Below are 15,477 nucleotides of genomic sequence, written 5' to 3' on the forward strand. Positions count from 1 at the left end.
GTCGAGACCATGCAAGGCACTCGAGCAGATCAGGGAAGGGCGTGAAGACGTTCGAATCGGATCCGCAGCCGTGCGCTGTCGGCATGAGGCCCGCCTGAGTGGCCGCGGGCGCGTGCGTTTGGCATCCTGCATCGGGCACTGCTCGGGTGTGCCTGGTGCCGTTTCCAATGATCGTGTCAGCGAACGCCGGCGCCTCACGGTCTGCCGCCGTTCGCATCCACTTTCGTGAGCGCGGGCGAGGACTGTGGGTTGTGGAGCGGCGCCACGTTAGTGCTGGCGCCGAAGAGCCACTGAATGGGCGCGACAAGTCGACGCCACCGCGACGCCGATGAGACGTTTGCCACGGGACGTGCGCGGCCTTGCAACTCGCGTTCGTAGAATTCTGCGAGTCGCGCCGAGCGCCCCGCGCCGCCGAGGACGAGGTAGGCCCCAGTGCAACCAATTGCCAGAGAGATGGCCAGGAATGTGAGCGCCCCGAATGTGCCGGGCTCAAGGGCGGCGTCAGACATATCCGGAGGGAAGGTCCCGATCTGAGTGAAGGCTGCGTCCATGAAAGACACGATGTTCAAGACAAACGGCACCACTGCGCCGCTGATGAGCGCGCCCCCGACTAGAAGAAGGATCTGACCGAAGAGAATGGCGCGGGACTGCTGCTCTCGCGCCGCCGAGGCGAGATAGACCAGTGCCTCGTCGCGAAGGTCGACGGCCTGCGGATCAGGCCACCTCCCCAACTTGAGCCTGGGTTCGATCGCCTCCCGGAGCTCGTCTTGAGTCCACCCCTCAAGAATGGGGCGATTCCATGCTCTAACCCTTCGGAGCGTGGACCTGACCAAGTCAACTCCGAACGTCAGTGCGATGGCGCCAACCGCGGTAACCAAAGCCATGCCGAGGAGGATGCCGACGAGCTGGACGTAAGTCCCCAGCTGCCCCCACATCGAAGCAGCCCAAACATACGCGAAGTAGGTCGCGGCGCCAGCCAAGAAGCCAGCGCCTATAGCGCACGCATAGAACGTTGGGCGCAACACCCAGCCGCGGACACGCGCAGACACCTTCCCACTAGCTGTCGAGTAAGTGCTTTCGACGATCAACGCGGGCGCTGCCAAGATCCAACTCGCGTACGCGCCCGCGAGCACGACGTTTTGAGGGACGTGAACAATGAGCGCAAGAAAGCTGATTTCGAAGAGAATCACCCCTGCGACCGCGGGTAGCAGCGACAGCAGGCTGAGCACGGCTGCGGTTCGAGTGTTGCCCTGGTGGGAGGCGGGGACGCGCATAGCCAATTGTTGTGTTACGAAACAGCGTCGCCGCAACCACGGATCCCCAGTCGGGCAACTTGCTGGATGTTGCAGACCGCCGAGTTTCCGGCCATAGGTCTAGTTGGTCGCGGGGATCTGAGTCTCGAAGGTCGACCAGCCGGGCAAGAGAGGTAGTCGCTCGCTCGCCGGAAGGGTGCGACGCTGTCGCCTCACTCCTGGATGGGTTTACCCGTTCTGAAGTCAGTCTGGGGTTCGCCGCGTCTTGCCCGACGCAGGTTCTCCTCCATGTGCGCGACCCGCTCGGCCCAGTCGTGTCCGTCAGAGACGCCACCCGTGAGGATTAGGTTGCGGCGCGCGATGAGCCCATTCGCTTGCTCGATCAGTCCGTGATTGTCACTCGCCGCCGTGTCGAGCAACCACGAAAGGTACTCGGCGGTTGCCAAGAAGTGGGGGCGAATGAGGGGGCTGAGTCGTATGGAGCTGCCGCCATCCACGATGAACTCCTTCGCACCCTTCCAGCCGTCCCATTCGAGCAACTGTTCAGTATCCAGAGAGACCTCCCCGCTAAGGGGTTGGCCTTCGCCGAACGACGCCGCGAATCTCCAGGGCGCTGCCAGGTAGTGAAGTATGTAGTTTCGCAACTTGGCGAGAAAGAGCCCCTCTGGGTGTGCGGCGAGGAGGATGGATGTTCGTTTGAGCGCTTCTTTACGGCTGGCCGGGCGCAAGAGGTCGACGATCGGTCGCGATTGATCAACGACTGCAACTAGGCCGGCCACATAGGCGAGCAGTGACTGGTCAAGCATCCGCACGAGGCTCTCGCGCCCGGTGGTGTCGCCCACATTTCGAGTGAGAGCGACGACGACATCTTCGTCCGTCTCGCATCGAGCGAGGAGCTCGTCTAGCGTCTGCGTGAAATCACGCCAAACATCGAAGATCCGGTTGACGTTGCTGATCCGACGACTCGCCCTGGAGCCAGGGTGCTTCCTGATCTCGTTGTCTGCAGCATCAAGGTCATCGGACGGTGGCGTGACTGGTTCGGCAGGAGCCATGACTTTCACGCTAGGTGATCGATGGGCGCTGGGACCGGCTCTCAGCGGGACTAACGGACAGACGCGCTTTGACGATCCCTATGCGAACACTGTGCGATGAGGGCGCACGAGTGCTTCGGGCCGCGACCGGCCTGTCGGCTCCATTTGAATTTTTTTCGAGGTTGGCCCGACCGGTTCGTTCCTATCGGACCAGCGCCCGCACCTGACGGAGGTTCGGTCGGAAGGGTGCGTTCTCGTCCCCGAGCCACGGCCAGTCCAGCAACGAGTACGCCTCGCGCTGCTCGGTGAAGACTGCGGCTCCGGGCGAGACGCCCTCGCCAATGAAGGGCTCGTCAAACTCGCGCATCTGGTGCAGCGTGACGTCGATGGAGTAGAGACTGTTTCCGTCGTCGTCTCGCAGTTCGAGCCACATGTGTCCGTTCATCTGACCCGGACGTTTGCCGGACACCAGCAACCAGTCCCCGAGGCCGCGGTCTGCGAGCACGCCTGCGATGGCGGTCGCCGCGTTCTCGCAGCAGCCACTCGGCCACCACCCGCGCGGAAACCTCTGCTGACCGTCTGGGATCGCAAACATCGCAGCGATGACATCGTCGACGGTTTGTTTTACGGCGTCAAAGTTGACGGACGAGTCTTTGAGGATGCGGTCCGAACTGGAAGACATAGCCCACATATTGCCGCACAGGTACGAGATGGAGCCGCGGTGTCTCGATCCCCTTACGGGCAATGCCCTCTGAGCGGGGCGAATTCGTGAGCGGCAACGGACGGGGTGTCCGTTCTGTGCATTTTGAGCGCTCGATCGGCCCCTTGCCAGAGTCGCAGGCCGCAGTAGGCGGTCGGATTTGTCGGCACCTCGTGGGAGGCTACGTGGAAGGCGTCGCGAGCAATGGAGCAATCAATGACATCGGAGACCGAGATCGACTCTGCGCTCGCGGGCGATGTGCGCCAGAGCGCGCTAGCTGCGATTGCTCGGGGTAGCACCGACCAGCCCCGCGCGTTTCTCTCGTATGCGTGGTCTGGCCCGGCACAACTTGCGCGCGTGAAGACCTTCGCCGATCGACTGCTTGGCAACGGCATCGACGTACTTCTTGACATCTACGACAATCGACCCGGACATGATCTGGCTGCGTTCATGGAGCGAACCGTCACAGACGACTCGGTCGGCTTCGTGTTGGTGATCGCGGACCGCGCATATGCGACGAAGGCGGACGCGCGGCAGGGTGGTGTCGGGACCGAGACTCAGCTGATCAGTCAAGAGGTTTATAACCGCATCGACCAGGAGAAGTTCGTCGCGCTCATCTTTGAGCGTGACGAACACGGGCACCCGTATCTGCCCGCGTACATGAAGAGTCGCCATTACATCGACTTCACCGACGCCGATGCGTTCGAAGCAAGCCTCGACGAACTGGTCCGCCACATCTACGGAGAACCGAAGTACGTAAAGCCGGCCCTTGGTCGGCGGCCAGTCTTCGACTCGAACTCGAGTCAGCCCCACACCTTAATCCCGCGCACTCGCGCTGGCGCACCAACTTCAGGCAGCTTCGTCGACGCGGTCGACGACTTCATCGACCATCTTCACGCGTCCCGAACACTCGCGCCCGGCGAGGGTCAAGAGATTGACGATTTCATCGTGGAGCAGGTGGAGGCTGTCGAGCCGCTGATTAGAGAACTGCTTGTGCAACTCGACCGAACGATGCAGTCCGACGTGACGGATGCGAAACTGGTCGACTTCATCGATGACCTGCTCGTGCGCGCCAAGTCTCAGGAGGGTCCGCCAGTGGGTGCATCCTCGTGGCGGGACGCCGACTACGAACACATCGGTTTCGCTGTGCACGAGCTGGCGGTGTCTGTCGTGGCGCTACTCATCAAGCACCGACGGTACGAGTCCGTGCACCGACTGATCAACCACACATACTTCTACGAAGACCATCGCGGGTCGCCGCGTGCCGGGACGTTCGACGACTTCTATAGCTACAACGAAGTACTGGACCGCTATCGCAACGAGCGGCTTCAATTGCGCCGCGTGAGCGTATCCGCGGACATGCACCGTGAGCACGCCGCTCACTTCAAGGTCGTCGACTTCTCTCAACTCATCGCGGCAGACAGTATGTTGCACCTGCTCACACGGTTCCAGTTCCCCGAGCAAGAACGGCGATGGTGGTTCCCAAAGCTGTCCGTTTTCCGTTCGCGGCACGGCGATTTTGTGGCGCCACTCAATCAGATGGTCTCGCGCGAGCGTGCCGATAAGATCGCGAAGATGTTCGGCGCAGAGAATGTCGCCGCGCTTCAGGTCGCTTACGCCGACGCCGAGAAGAGGAGTAGCGACGGGTCCGTCCGAGGCGGCTGGGACTATAACATCCCCACCTTCTCGAACATGTTCCCAGACAACATCGCGACCCTGCCCTGAACCGCGGTACGGCGCTTCTCATTCGAGCTCTGGATCGGCCCCGCGGATCATGGTCGCGACGTACTAACGGCGTTTGCACCCACCTGGGCAACGTCGACCGCCTGAGGAGGACGACGATGAGCGCTCTATCTAGGCGCCAGAAGCCACGTCTCGCAGGGCGTTCCGAGAATACGACTCCCCGAAGTGCCGCGATCGTCCGGGACGTCCGCGAGGATCTCGTCAGATCGCACGGCCCGCTGCGCGCTCCGACGAGGCCTTCGAACATCAGCGTGCGCGCGATGCGAAGTTGGTTCACGACTGTCTTCGCGAACTGTCCGGACCCGGCCTGGGGCTCGAAAGGAAGCTGACGCACTCGTCCGCTGCGCTGCGGAACTCAGCCGGCCAGTAGACGGCGGGGTCGTGGGCGGGATCCACGAACTCGTCGACTGTTCAAAGCGAAGCTGATTCGCCAAACTCGGATCCACCGAACCTCGTCACCAGCGCTGGCACCACACAGAGCGTCGACATCGCGCACAGCCGCAATCGTCGGTGTGCTCCTCGGCGCGGCAGAGATCGCCGCCGCGGTTGCCACTCGTGCCTAGATAGTGGGCGCAAAGAGGGACGACGTCCAAATATAGGGCCGTCGTGTTAGCCCAGCTTGGAGGGGTCGCAGATAGCGCGATTCAACGGTCTGGTGCAGCGTCGCCCGAGTTGCGTTCGAAGCCCGCGATCACATTGTTGAGGTTAGTCTCCCCTCGTCGCCATTGACCCGTGAGTTCCATGAACTTTGAAAGGCGCATCCACATCGCCTCGCCCGGTCGACCGGGCACCAACGAGTAATGCAAGAGCGCCCTCAACACAGTCTGATCCTGATCCCTCGCGTGAGCCGCTGCGCGGTCGACCGCACCGATATAAGCCCTCCATGAGGCTTCGCAATCCTCGCGTGTGTAGTCGCCGCGGACTTTGGTTTCGTAGTCCTTCATTGCATTGGTCACGGTCTCGAGTTGTGTGTCCAAGCGCTCCCGATACAACGCGGCCCGCTCCTCATCGGCAAATCGCTTCGTCTCAGCGCGCATGTCCTCGAACCGAATCTGCTCACGAGCGTCCTGCCGCTTGGCGACGCGATCGGCGAACCAGGCACTGATTGCAGCACCGACGATCGCGCCACAGGTCGTGGCCCAGAACACCAGCCAGAACTCCACAGCTAGCGACCTGACTCCGTGGAGCGCGCGCGAGAGTCGGCGAAGAACGCAGAGTTCGGGGCGATCACTTGGAACCACGCGGGCACGGCCACAGTTTGTCTTGCTTTCGACCGCCCCGGTAGCGACGCGCGGAAGTGATGGCATCCCCAAGGGGGAAACGCCTTTGGCAACTGGTTGGTCGCCACTGACTGGACTGTGTCGGCGGCGGTTAGGAGTTCTGAGAGCTCCATCAAACAGCGAGCTGATCAACTGCGTATCGCGGATACAACGCGACCTCGACCCATGGCGCTCGCAAGCCGGTCCGCTTGGGAGCGATGCGCGGTTGAGGCATGTCCAGAGCGGGCCAGAGCGCGTGCGGTTGCGCGTCCTCTTACGCACGACCGCCGCACGAAGATCGTCAGGCCCCTGCGGGGGGTCCTAGAAGATGATTTGTGACACTAGACGGACGCCCTGCGGCTTCTTAACCAACTCATGGCTCGTCGTCCGGATCTTCGCCCTGGTTGGCGGCTGCATCGTCCTCCAGATCCGCGGCTGCATCTTCTTCGGCGTCCCGTCTTGCCTTTTCCCGCCTTTCAAAGGCCCTCCAGAGGGTTGTCTTCGTCGAGTTAGGCTGGGTGCGATCTAGCAGAAGCCCGAGCTGGATCGGATCATGTGCGATCTCACTAATGAACAGGTCCCACGCAGGATCGCTACCTCGCAAACCGATCGCTTCCTCCAGACCAGCAAGTCTTGCGGCTGGGAAGCCGCCACGTGGAAGCGCTGCGACTTCCCGTTGAAGCCCGCGCACGACCTCAAGCACCTCTTCGAGCATCGAATCCGTCGTGCGTATTGTCTTCGGGTTAGAAAGGCCAGACGCGCGCTGTGCAACTTCCGCGAGCAACGGCCACTTCACCTCGAACATCGCATCGACCGTCTCGTCGGGTAAGCCGGGGGTCAGAGCGGCGAGGTCGCGGACGAGTTGGCGAAAGTCATCGGGGTCTGTCAATAGCGTGCTCTGAAACTGTGCGAGCGGTCCCTCGACATCCGCTCGAGCGATGTCGACGAGAACGGGAGATACCCTGCCCTTCCCCAGCGACTTACCGAGTGCGCCCGCCTCGAAGTTGATCCACGGAGACTCGCGATTCTCGCTCGTCAGCACGACGATGCCGTAGTCGCGGCCTTCAAGCTCCGATGCGATCACATCCATCCCACGATCGCCTCGCCTGATGTCTTGGCTCGATACGAAGCAATCGACGTTCCCAGCAAGAACCGTGGGAAGCCACGTCCTCAAAGCTTCCGCCACCATCCTGGCCCTGTCGCCCGACCAACTGATGAAGACCTTCACGGACTAACTTTATCGGCGGGTGATCGACCATGTAGCGGGCAAGATGGAAGGCCGTCGTCGATCTGTTCTGGGTCGCTCGCGACCCATGCCCAGTCGGCCCCGGATGATGGTGGCTCGAGCGGCGGGCCTTTGAACCGTCCCCGGTTCTGTGCCGCTCCTATGCGGGTGCCAGCACCGGGTGGCGTGGCCATTCTTGGTGAGCGTAGTACGCCTGCTCGAACTCTTCGGGCGGGACGTCGCCGAGGGTCGAGTGCAGGCGGCGGGAGTTGTACCAGTCGACCCAGCCGGCGGTGATCCATTCGACGTCGTCGATGGTGCGCAGCGGCCCTGTTCGGAACGGCGATCCGTCGCGGATCGCTTCATTCTTGAACAGCCCGATGGTCGACTCTGCCAGGGCGTTGTCGTACGCATCGCCGATCGATCCGATGGACGCGGCGATGCCCTCGAGTGCGAGGGTCTCCGCGAACGACACGCTGGTGAACTGCGAGCCCGCGTCGCTGTGGTGGATCAGCCCGGCCTCGATCTGGTGCCCGGCTCGGTTGCGTCGCCACAGTCCCATCCGCAGCGCCGTGGTGACCAGCGGGGTTGTCTTCACGGTTGCGGCATGCCAGCCGACGATCGCCCGCGAGTAGCAGTCGATCACGAACGACACGTACACGAACCCCGCCCATGCCCTCACGTATGTGAAGTCGGCGACCCAGCGACGGTTCGGGGCCGGGGCGGTGAAGTCCCGGTCCAGCAGGTCCGGCGCCCTGGCGGCGTTGCGGTCCGGGATCGTGGTCCGGACGCCCTTGCCTCGCACGAGGCCGTTGAGCCGAGCTGACCCATCAGCCGGTCGACGCGTCGCTTCGAGACCACCAGGCCTTGGCGGCGCAGCAGCGCGGTCAACTTCCGCCGCCCGTACATCGACTCCGGTGTCGGCTCGCCCTTCGCGTTCACCCGCACGGCGCGGATCGCTTCGATGACGACCGCGTCCGCGAGGTCACGGTCGCTGGGCTGCGCGTGCTTCCACGCCCGGTGGGTCCGCTCGGCGACCTGCACGCCCTGCTCGCGCAGGACCTGGCAGATCGACCCGACCGAGCGGCCCTTGGTCCGCTGCTCCTCGATAAACGCGAGGATCAGCGGCGTCGGGGGTCGAGTTCCCCGGCGAAGAAAACCGCCGCGTCCCGCAAGATCGCGTTCGCCTCACGCAGCTCCCGGTTCTCCCGCTCGAGCCGGCGGATCCGCTCCGACTCGCTGGTCGTGACGCCCTGCCGGTCGCCGGCATCAACCTGAGCCTGCCGCACCCACCGGCGCAGCGACTCGGCCCCGAATCCCAGGCGAGCCGAGACCGCCTCGCACGCGGCCGTCAGGTTCGGGTACTCATCGAGGTGATCGAGCACGAGCCTGATTGCGCGCTGCTTCGTCTCCTCCGGAATCCTCTTCGGCATGATCAACATCTTCCTTCCAGACTCGAAAGGAAGCGGGCATCAGACCGGGGACGGTTCAGTGAGCGGGCCGGTCCATGCCCGAGTGTGTCCCTCGGCGGACTCGCCGGCCTTCTATTGCGCCCGACCCGCCGCTCGCGCCCGCTTCACGGCTGCCTGCAGGAACGCGAGGGCGTCGGCGGGGGACTCCTCGATGAACGCGTCAAGCCACGTGTCGAGTAACTCTCGTGAGAGGTTGAACGTCACAAGGTAGTTGCCGCCCAGCGAAAGATCCTCGAGGTAACCCCGCGCGGTCCAGGCCGAACTGAACTCAGGGCCGCTCTCCTCTCGCGCCACGAGAGTTTTCGGATCATCTACCTCACCGAGAAGCGACCTCACCCGTCTGGGCCCGACAGCCCGGACGGTGTGCTTGCGGCCACGAACGTCGTGCTTCCAACCTCGGAATTCGAGCTCCATGCGGCACACACTAGCCAAGGCACACGCCACGCGCATGGTTGCGGTGCGTCGAGTCCAGCGCCGGCTTCCGAGATGTTGAACGTCGTAGCGAGTGTTCGATTGTCCGTCGACTAGAGGGCAGCCTCCTTCGCGGCGATCGCCGCTCGCTGTTTGTGCGTGTCCCGCTCGATCAAGAGGAAGGCAATGACGCACACGATGCCGATGAGCACACCAGCCCAACTCGTGACTCCTTCGCCGAATATTGCGCGCCCCGGGAGCACGGTGAGAAAGGTTCCGACGCCGATGATCCAGACACCGACCTTCCACTTCCGACGACGCTCGCGCTTGAACAGCGGGTCTATGCGGGCGTTCAGTTCTGCCGTCGCCTCATTGAGGCGCTTCGCGAACTCTCCGCGTGGCGAGCCGTCGGGAAGATTCGAGTAGATCGCGGCGAGCCGCTCGACCCGGATCGTGAGCCGCGACTCTTTCGTGAAGCGTCGGGCAAGCCAGGTGAATGCTGCGGTGAGCACAGGCACCGAGAGCACCGCGAGGAGGATCTGGAGCGGAGCACCGAGGTTATCCATGGCGCGCAATCTACGCTGCGGCACCGACATTGGATCGGGTGAGTCCGCAAGCCGGTCGCTGAGCGGGCGGTCTCCGACACACAACACCTGCGAGTCTCAGCGTGAACGAGCCCCGCCCGTTCACCCCGCCCGAACGGAATGCCCGCAGGGGCACCTCAAGCGGTCACCCCTCGTAGCCCCCGACCGGCCTAGCCTCAACAGCCACGACACCCCGAACGACACCGCCATACGGCATCAGAAAATGGCGGAGGGTGTGGGATTCGAACCCACGGGACATTGCTGCCCACTGGTTTTCAAGACCAGGTCCATCGGCCGCTCGGACAACCCTCCCGACGCATGCCGAGGCATCCGTCGAACGGCGTCGAGTCTAGCCGGTCACGCGACGCGGGCCGGTCCGGCCGCCGCGGGGTCAGAGCTTGCGCAGCACCGCGGCGACGCCGCCGGCCTCGACGGAGCGGGTCACCTCGTTCGCGGCATCCCGAACCTCTTGGGGACCCTGCGCCATCGCGACGGCACGACCGCCGTTCTCGCGCGCCCACTCGAACATGCCGACGTCGTTGCGGCCGTCGCCGATCACGAGGACGTGCGCGGGATCGAACCCGAGCCACTCGCGCACCCGCTCGAGGGCCGTCGACTTGTCGACGCCCTTCGGCGCGATGTCGAGCCAGGCCGTCCAGCCGACGGCGTACGAGACCTGGTTGAGGCCGATGCGCTCGACGAGGTCGACGAAATCCTGCTCGCTCTGACCGGGCGACACGACGACGACGCGGCAGACGGGCTGCGCCGTGAGCTCCTCGAAGCTCACGCGCCTGGCATCGACGAGGTTCCAGTCCTCGAGGTACTCGGTGTACAGGCGCCGCCCATCGGGCAGCTCCACCATGTACCGCGCGTCGGGCAGGTGCTGGCGCAGCAGCGTCAGCACCTCCGTCGCATCGAACTTCTCGACGTGGAACCGCTCGTAGTCCGCCTCGTCGCCCTCGACGCGCCGCATGATGACCGCTCCGTTCGAGCACACGACGAACTCGGGCGCGATGCCGAGGGCGATCAGGATGCCGCGAGTGCCCTCCCACGAGCGTCCGGTCGCGAGCATCACTTCGTGGCCCGCGCGGTGCGCGTGCTCGACGGCGTCGACGACGCCCGGAGAAAGGGTCTCGTCGGCCAGCAGGATGGTGCCGTCGATGTCGAGCACGACGAGGAGGAGGTCGGTCGCGACATCCGGATTCTCGGTATCGCGCGCGATCTCCTCGACGATCTTCGCGGCCTTCCTGCGCCCCACGATCTTGACGCTGCCCGTGGGGGGCAGGTGAGCTTCGGTCACGCGACAGGCTCCATGACCTCGAGGCCGCCGAGGTACGGACGCAGCACCTCGGGCACCGTCACCGAGCCGTCGGCGCGCTGGTGCGTCTCGAGGATCGCGACGATCCACCGGGTGGTCGCGAGGGTTCCGTTGAGGGTCGCCACGGGCGACGTCTTGCCGCCTTCGGGACGGTGACGGATGTCGAGGCGACGCGCCTGATACGTCGTGCAGTTGCTCGTGCTGGTGAGCTCGCGGTACGCGCCCTGCGTCGGGACCCAGGCCTCGACGTCGAACTTGCGCGCGGCGCTCGAGCCCAGATCGCCCGCGGCGACGTCGATCACGCGGTACGAGAGACCGAGGTCCTGCAGCATCCCCTCCTGCATGGCGACGAGGCGGTCGTGCTCGGCCTCGGCCTCGTCGGGGGTCGTGTAGACGAACATCTCGAGCTTGTTGAACTGGTGCACGCGGATGATGCCGCGCGTGTCTTTGCCGTACGAGCCGGCCTCGCGGCGGTAGCACGTCGACCAGCCCGCGTAGCGCTTGGGGCCCTTCGCGAAGTCGAGGATCTCGCCCATGTGATAGCCCGCGAGCGGCACTTCGCTCGTGCCCACGAGGTAGAGGTCGTCTTCTTCGAGGTGGTAGATCTCGTCGGCGTGCTGGCCGAGGAAGCCGGTGCCGCGCATGACCTCGGGGCGCACGAGCGTCGGCGGGACCATCGGCGTGAATCCGGCCTGCAGGGCACGGTCGAGGGCGAGCGTCATGAGCGCGAGCTCGAGGCGCGCGCCGATGCCCGTGAGGAAGTAGAAGCGGCTCCCCGACACCTTCGTGCCGCGCTCCATGTCGATCGCGCCGAGGAGCTCGCCCAGCTCGAGGTGGTCGCGGGGCGTGAAGTCGAACTGCGCGGGCTCACCGTGCGTGCGAAGCGTGATGAAGTCGTCTTCGCCGCCGGCCGGCACGCCGTCGATGACGATGTTCTCGAGCTTCGCGAAGGCGGCGTCGGCGGCCTCTTCGGCGGCGGTGACGGCGTGCTGCGCCTGCTTGACGCGCTCGCTCAGCTCTTTAGCTTCGGCGACGAGCGCCGCCTTCTCGTCTTTCGGCGCCTGCGCGACGCGCTTGCCGTGCGCGTTCTGCGCCGCACGGAGCTCCTCGAACGCCGTGATCGCGGCGCGACGCTCACGGTCGGCGGCGAGGGCGGCGTCGACGGTGTCGGGCGACTCTCCCCGCGCCTCCTGCGAGCGCTTGACCAGCTCGGGATTCTCGCGGAGAAGAACGGGATCGATCATCCGTCAAGTCTAGAGTCGGGGCCTGACGGATGCCGCGTGCCCCGCTCGCCTCGAGAACCGGCCGCTCACGACCACCCGGAAGGGACGGCGCGTCACGGCCACCCGGAAGGACGGCGCTCACTGCCACCCGAAGGGACCGCGCGTGCCCGCGTCCCGCCGGCCCGGCCGCGCAGGCCTCACTTCAGATCGGTGCCCGGATACGCCGCTTCGACGAGCGCGACGGCGTCCTGCTCGCGCACCTCGAGCTCGGCGCGCTTGGCCACGGTGGCCGCCTCGGCCGCGTCGAGCGACGGGCCGCGCGCCTCGAGCTCGGCGGTCGCGGCATCCAGCTCCTGCTGCCACCGGGCGAGCGACTCGCCCCACGGGAGCACCGTCGTCGTGCCGTCCGGCGCTGTCCGCGTCATCCGCCCCCGCGTGCGCTGGTCGGCCGGGGCGGCGTTGAACCGCGCGACCTCCTCGTTGTACGCGGCGACTTCGGCGGTGTGGGAGGCCCGGTCGGACTGGTACGTCGCCCGGGCGTCGAGGTTCGCCTGCTCTTCGGCGGCGAGCGCAGCCCACGCGGCGTCGAGTTCCCGGGTGATGGTGGGGACCACGGCATCCGTCTGTCGGAAGACCTCCACGAGAGCGTGACGATCCAGGAAATAGCGCGCATATATCTCTTCGAGCCGCGGCGCGAAACCCCCGTCGGGCTCGATCTGCGAGCCGAGGTAGGCGAAGCGCTCGGTGCCGATCGACGAGTCGTGCGAGCCGACCGAGGCGTCGATCTGCAGCCGCACGGGGTCATCGGCGGGCACGCGGGCGAGCTCGGTCTGCATGAGGCCGTCGATCTCGCTCTGCTCCGAAGCGGGCATCGCGTCGTAGACGGCGTGCAGCAGCTCGTGGGCGGTGGTGGTGACGAGCATCCCTGAGAGCCGCTCGTCGAGGGGGTCGTAGAGCACGATCTGGCGACCGGCGAGGTTGCGCAGGTAGCAGCCGAGCGGGGATGTGCCGTCGCCGGTTCCGGATGCCGCGGCCACCCGTTCGCTGCCCCCGCAGACATCTGCCACCTTCGCCGCGTCGACGAGCTCGGGTTGCAGGGAGTAGAGCAGCTGACGACCCGTGTCGGTGAGCTGCGCGCGGTCCGCGAGGGCGATGACCTGGGCGCTCGGCTCGTGGCGCTCCCACGGCAGGCCCGCCGACTGCTGCATCGTCCAGAGTCCGCCGCCGAGGGCGAGCGCGATGGCGACGATCACGAAGCCGATCGCGCGCCGGTCGCGCCGACGGCGCGCCGGGTCGACGACCGCCGAGCCGGCAGATCCCGGATCGGCGCCGTACCACCCCGACGACCCCGTCGGCGGCTCGAAGAGCGTCACGGCCGGGAGTGTACTGCCCCGGCATGAGTCCCGGCGGTGAGACCGGCGGAACGCCCTTGTCAAGATCGCGGCGAGAAACGGGCGGGGACGGATGCCGCGCGCCTATGGTTATAGGCATGGCAGCGGGTTCCGGCAAAGACGACGAGACGTCTCCCCCAGTAGACCCGCCGCATCCCTCCGATGCGATCTACGCCGACGGGCCCGAGACGAGCGAGATCAAGGTCTCGCAGACCGAGATCCGCGCCGAGGCCGAGCGCCTCGCCGAGGAGCCGGAGACGCTGGGCGAAGTCGGCGCGGCCGGTGAAGCGGTCGATGCCGAGGCGGCGGAGGACGAGGACGAGGGCGCGGACGCTTCGGATGACGAGGGTTCGGGTGAAGCGTCTGGCGGCGAGGCGAACGAAGAGGGGTCCGACGGCGACGGCGGGGACGAGGCATCCGTTCCCGGTCCTTCCACCGACGAGAACCCCGACCCTGCCGAGGCGGCCAAGCCCGACGAGGTGATCCGCGAGCCCGACGACATCTCGTCCGACACGGCCGACGGCGAGACGGGCGAGGCCCGCCGCGTCGGGCCCGAGGGCGAGACGGAGCCCATGGGCGGCGGCAAGGAGCGGCCGAATCCCAAGGCCGCACTCGTCTACAACCCCATCAAGGTCGACGCCGATGCGCTGCGCGCGTCGGTCGAGCAGCTCTCCGCCGAGGCCGGATGGGCCGAGCCCCTCTTCTACGAGACGACCGTCGACGACCTCGGCGACGACGTGACGCGCCAGGCGCTCGAAGCCGGCGCGAACGCGGTGCTCGTCGCGGGTGGCGATGGCACGGTGCGCGCCGTGTCCGAGGCGATGGCGGGCAGCGGCATCCCTCTCACGATCGTCCCGAGCGGTACCGGCAACCTCCTCGCCCGCAACCTGAGGCTGCCGCTCGACGATGCCGAGACGATGATCCGCGCGACCTTCGACGGTGACACCGTCGGCGTCGACATCGGGTTCGCGGCCCTGCGCCGCTCCACCGGCAAGACCGAGGAGCGCGCGTTCGTCGTCATGGGCGGCATGGGTCTCGACGCGGCGATGATCGCCAACACCAATTCGCAGCTCAAGAAGACCGTGGGGTGGGTGGCCTACGTCGACGGCGCCGCGCGCTCGCTGCCGGGCGCCAAGCCGTTCCGGATCATGTACCAGATCGCGGGGCATCGGCTTCATTCCGCCCGCGTGCAGAGCGTGCTCTTCGCCAACTGCGGATCGCTTCCGGCGGGGCTCGAGCTCATCCCCGGGGCATCCGTCACCGACGGCTCGATGGATATCGTCGTATTCCAGCCGAAGGGGCCCTTCGGCTGGTTGTTCGTCTGGCGCCGCGTCGCGTGGGACAACAGCTTCCTGCGCAAGTTCCGCGCCGGGCGGCGCGTGCTGGCGCTGCGCACCCGCGACAACGCCGTGCGCTACGCCCGCGGTGCCGAGCTCGAGGTCGGTGCGACCGAGGCGCAGTTCGTGCAGCTCGACGGCGATGAGTTCGGCGAGGCCGTGAGCGTGCGCGCCCGCGTCATGCCGGCGGGCCTCGACATCACCGTGCCGAAGGGCCACGACGTCTCCGGGCTCTAGCTCTGGCTTCGACTCGGCTCGGCTTCGGCGTCGGCTTCGGCTGTGGCTCTGGCTTCCCGCCTCTCGCCTCTGTCGGGGTCGGGGCTGTATGCCGGCGTCTCCCCCACCCCGGGTCGCGGGGCGGCCGGGTTCATAACTCCGGAGTTTCAGCCCGCAACGGCCGATCCCAGGGCGTTTCGGGCCCGGCGGGCGTGATTCTTCCGGAGTTATGCCCCTACTCCGGCGCCGCGTCGACCGCGGCTCACGCCGGCCCGGCGTCTCCCCCACCCCGGGCCGCGGCGCGGCCGGGTTCA

Annotated in this window: 12 protein-coding genes, 1 tRNA gene and 1 pseudogene; 2 read left to right on the forward strand and 12 right to left on the reverse strand. The window is 66.0% G+C overall.

Annotated elements, in window-relative coordinates:
* Positions 1 to 194: 194 nt before the first annotated feature.
* The 3 genes from ACSBPH_RS08410 to ACSBPH_RS08420 form a co-directional block, all read right to left on the reverse strand.
* Entirely contained in the window at positions 195 to 1,229 is a 1,035-nt protein-coding gene (locus ACSBPH_RS08410) for a hypothetical protein (protein WP_442577139.1), read from the reverse strand.
* A 236-nt stretch (positions 1,230 to 1,465) separates the two neighbouring features.
* A complete protein-coding gene (locus ACSBPH_RS08415; protein WP_442577140.1) occupies positions 1,466 to 2,305 on the reverse strand; it encodes a hypothetical protein in 840 nt (279 codons plus the stop codon).
* A 181-nt stretch (positions 2,306 to 2,486) separates the two neighbouring features.
* Complete coding sequence (locus ACSBPH_RS08420; RefSeq protein WP_442577141.1) at positions 2,487 to 2,966, reverse strand: hypothetical protein; 480 nt, start codon at positions 2,964 to 2,966, stop codon at positions 2,487 to 2,489.
* Between the two features lie 234 nt (positions 2,967 to 3,200).
* Here ACSBPH_RS08420 and ACSBPH_RS08425 point away from each other — a divergent pair, with 234 nt between their 5' ends.
* Positions 3,201 to 4,709: a toll/interleukin-1 receptor domain-containing protein gene (locus tag ACSBPH_RS08425; protein WP_442577142.1), complete on the forward strand. Its 1,509-nt coding sequence runs from the start codon at positions 3,201 to 3,203 to the stop codon at positions 4,707 to 4,709.
* Between the two features lie 662 nt (positions 4,710 to 5,371).
* Here ACSBPH_RS08425 and ACSBPH_RS08430 read toward each other — a convergent pair.
* The 9 genes and pseudogenes from ACSBPH_RS08430 to ACSBPH_RS08470 form a co-directional block, all read right to left on the reverse strand.
* On the reverse strand, positions 5,372 to 5,890 hold the full coding sequence (locus tag ACSBPH_RS08430; protein ID WP_442577143.1) for a hypothetical protein: 519 nt from the start codon (positions 5,888 to 5,890) through the stop codon (positions 5,372 to 5,374).
* Between the two features lie 469 nt (positions 5,891 to 6,359).
* Positions 6,360 to 7,214 (reverse strand): toll/interleukin-1 receptor domain-containing protein, encoded by an 855-nt coding sequence (locus tag ACSBPH_RS08435; protein WP_442577144.1) that lies wholly within the window; start codon positions 7,212 to 7,214, stop codon positions 6,360 to 6,362.
* Between the two features lie 157 nt (positions 7,215 to 7,371).
* Positions 7,372 to 8,644, reverse strand: a pseudogene (locus ACSBPH_RS08440) (IS3 family transposase).
* A gap of 111 nt (positions 8,645 to 8,755) precedes the next feature.
* The gene (locus ACSBPH_RS08445; RefSeq protein ID WP_442577145.1) at positions 8,756 to 9,097 is read right to left on the reverse strand and encodes a hypothetical protein; all 342 of its coding nucleotides are present in this window, start codon (positions 9,095 to 9,097) and stop codon (positions 8,756 to 8,758) included.
* Between the two features lie 110 nt (positions 9,098 to 9,207).
* The gene (locus ACSBPH_RS08450) at positions 9,208 to 9,690 is read right to left on the reverse strand and encodes a hypothetical protein (RefSeq protein WP_442577146.1); all 483 of its coding nucleotides are present in this window, start codon (positions 9,688 to 9,690) and stop codon (positions 9,208 to 9,210) included.
* Between the two features lie 212 nt (positions 9,691 to 9,902).
* Positions 9,903 to 9,990: transfer RNA gene (locus ACSBPH_RS08455), tRNA-Ser, on the reverse strand.
* 79 nt (positions 9,991 to 10,069) lie between these two features.
* Positions 10,070 to 10,978 (reverse strand): HAD family hydrolase, encoded by a 909-nt coding sequence (locus ACSBPH_RS08460; protein WP_442577147.1) that lies wholly within the window; start codon positions 10,976 to 10,978, stop codon positions 10,070 to 10,072.
* The gene (gene serS, locus ACSBPH_RS08465; protein WP_442577148.1) at positions 10,975 to 12,240 is read right to left on the reverse strand and encodes a serine--tRNA ligase; all 1,266 of its coding nucleotides are present in this window, start codon (positions 12,238 to 12,240) and stop codon (positions 10,975 to 10,977) included. Before serS ends, ACSBPH_RS08460 begins: the two co-directional genes overlap by 4 nt.
* A 176-nt stretch (positions 12,241 to 12,416) precedes the next feature.
* Positions 12,417 to 13,592, reverse strand: coding sequence for a hypothetical protein (locus ACSBPH_RS08470; protein WP_442577149.1), 1,176 nt, complete (start codon positions 13,590 to 13,592; stop codon positions 12,417 to 12,419).
* Positions 13,593 to 13,708: 116 nt separating this feature from the next.
* Between ACSBPH_RS08470 and ACSBPH_RS08475 the strand changes: the two genes are divergently transcribed.
* Positions 13,709 to 15,184: a diacylglycerol kinase family protein gene (locus ACSBPH_RS08475; RefSeq protein ID WP_442577150.1), complete on the forward strand. Its 1,476-nt coding sequence runs from the start codon at positions 13,709 to 13,711 to the stop codon at positions 15,182 to 15,184.
* Positions 15,185 to 15,477 lie beyond the last annotated feature (293 nt).

The organism is Microbacterium sp. F51-2R, assembly GCF_052180235.1.
GTDB lineage: Bacteria > Actinomycetota > Actinomycetes > Actinomycetales > Microbacteriaceae > Microbacterium.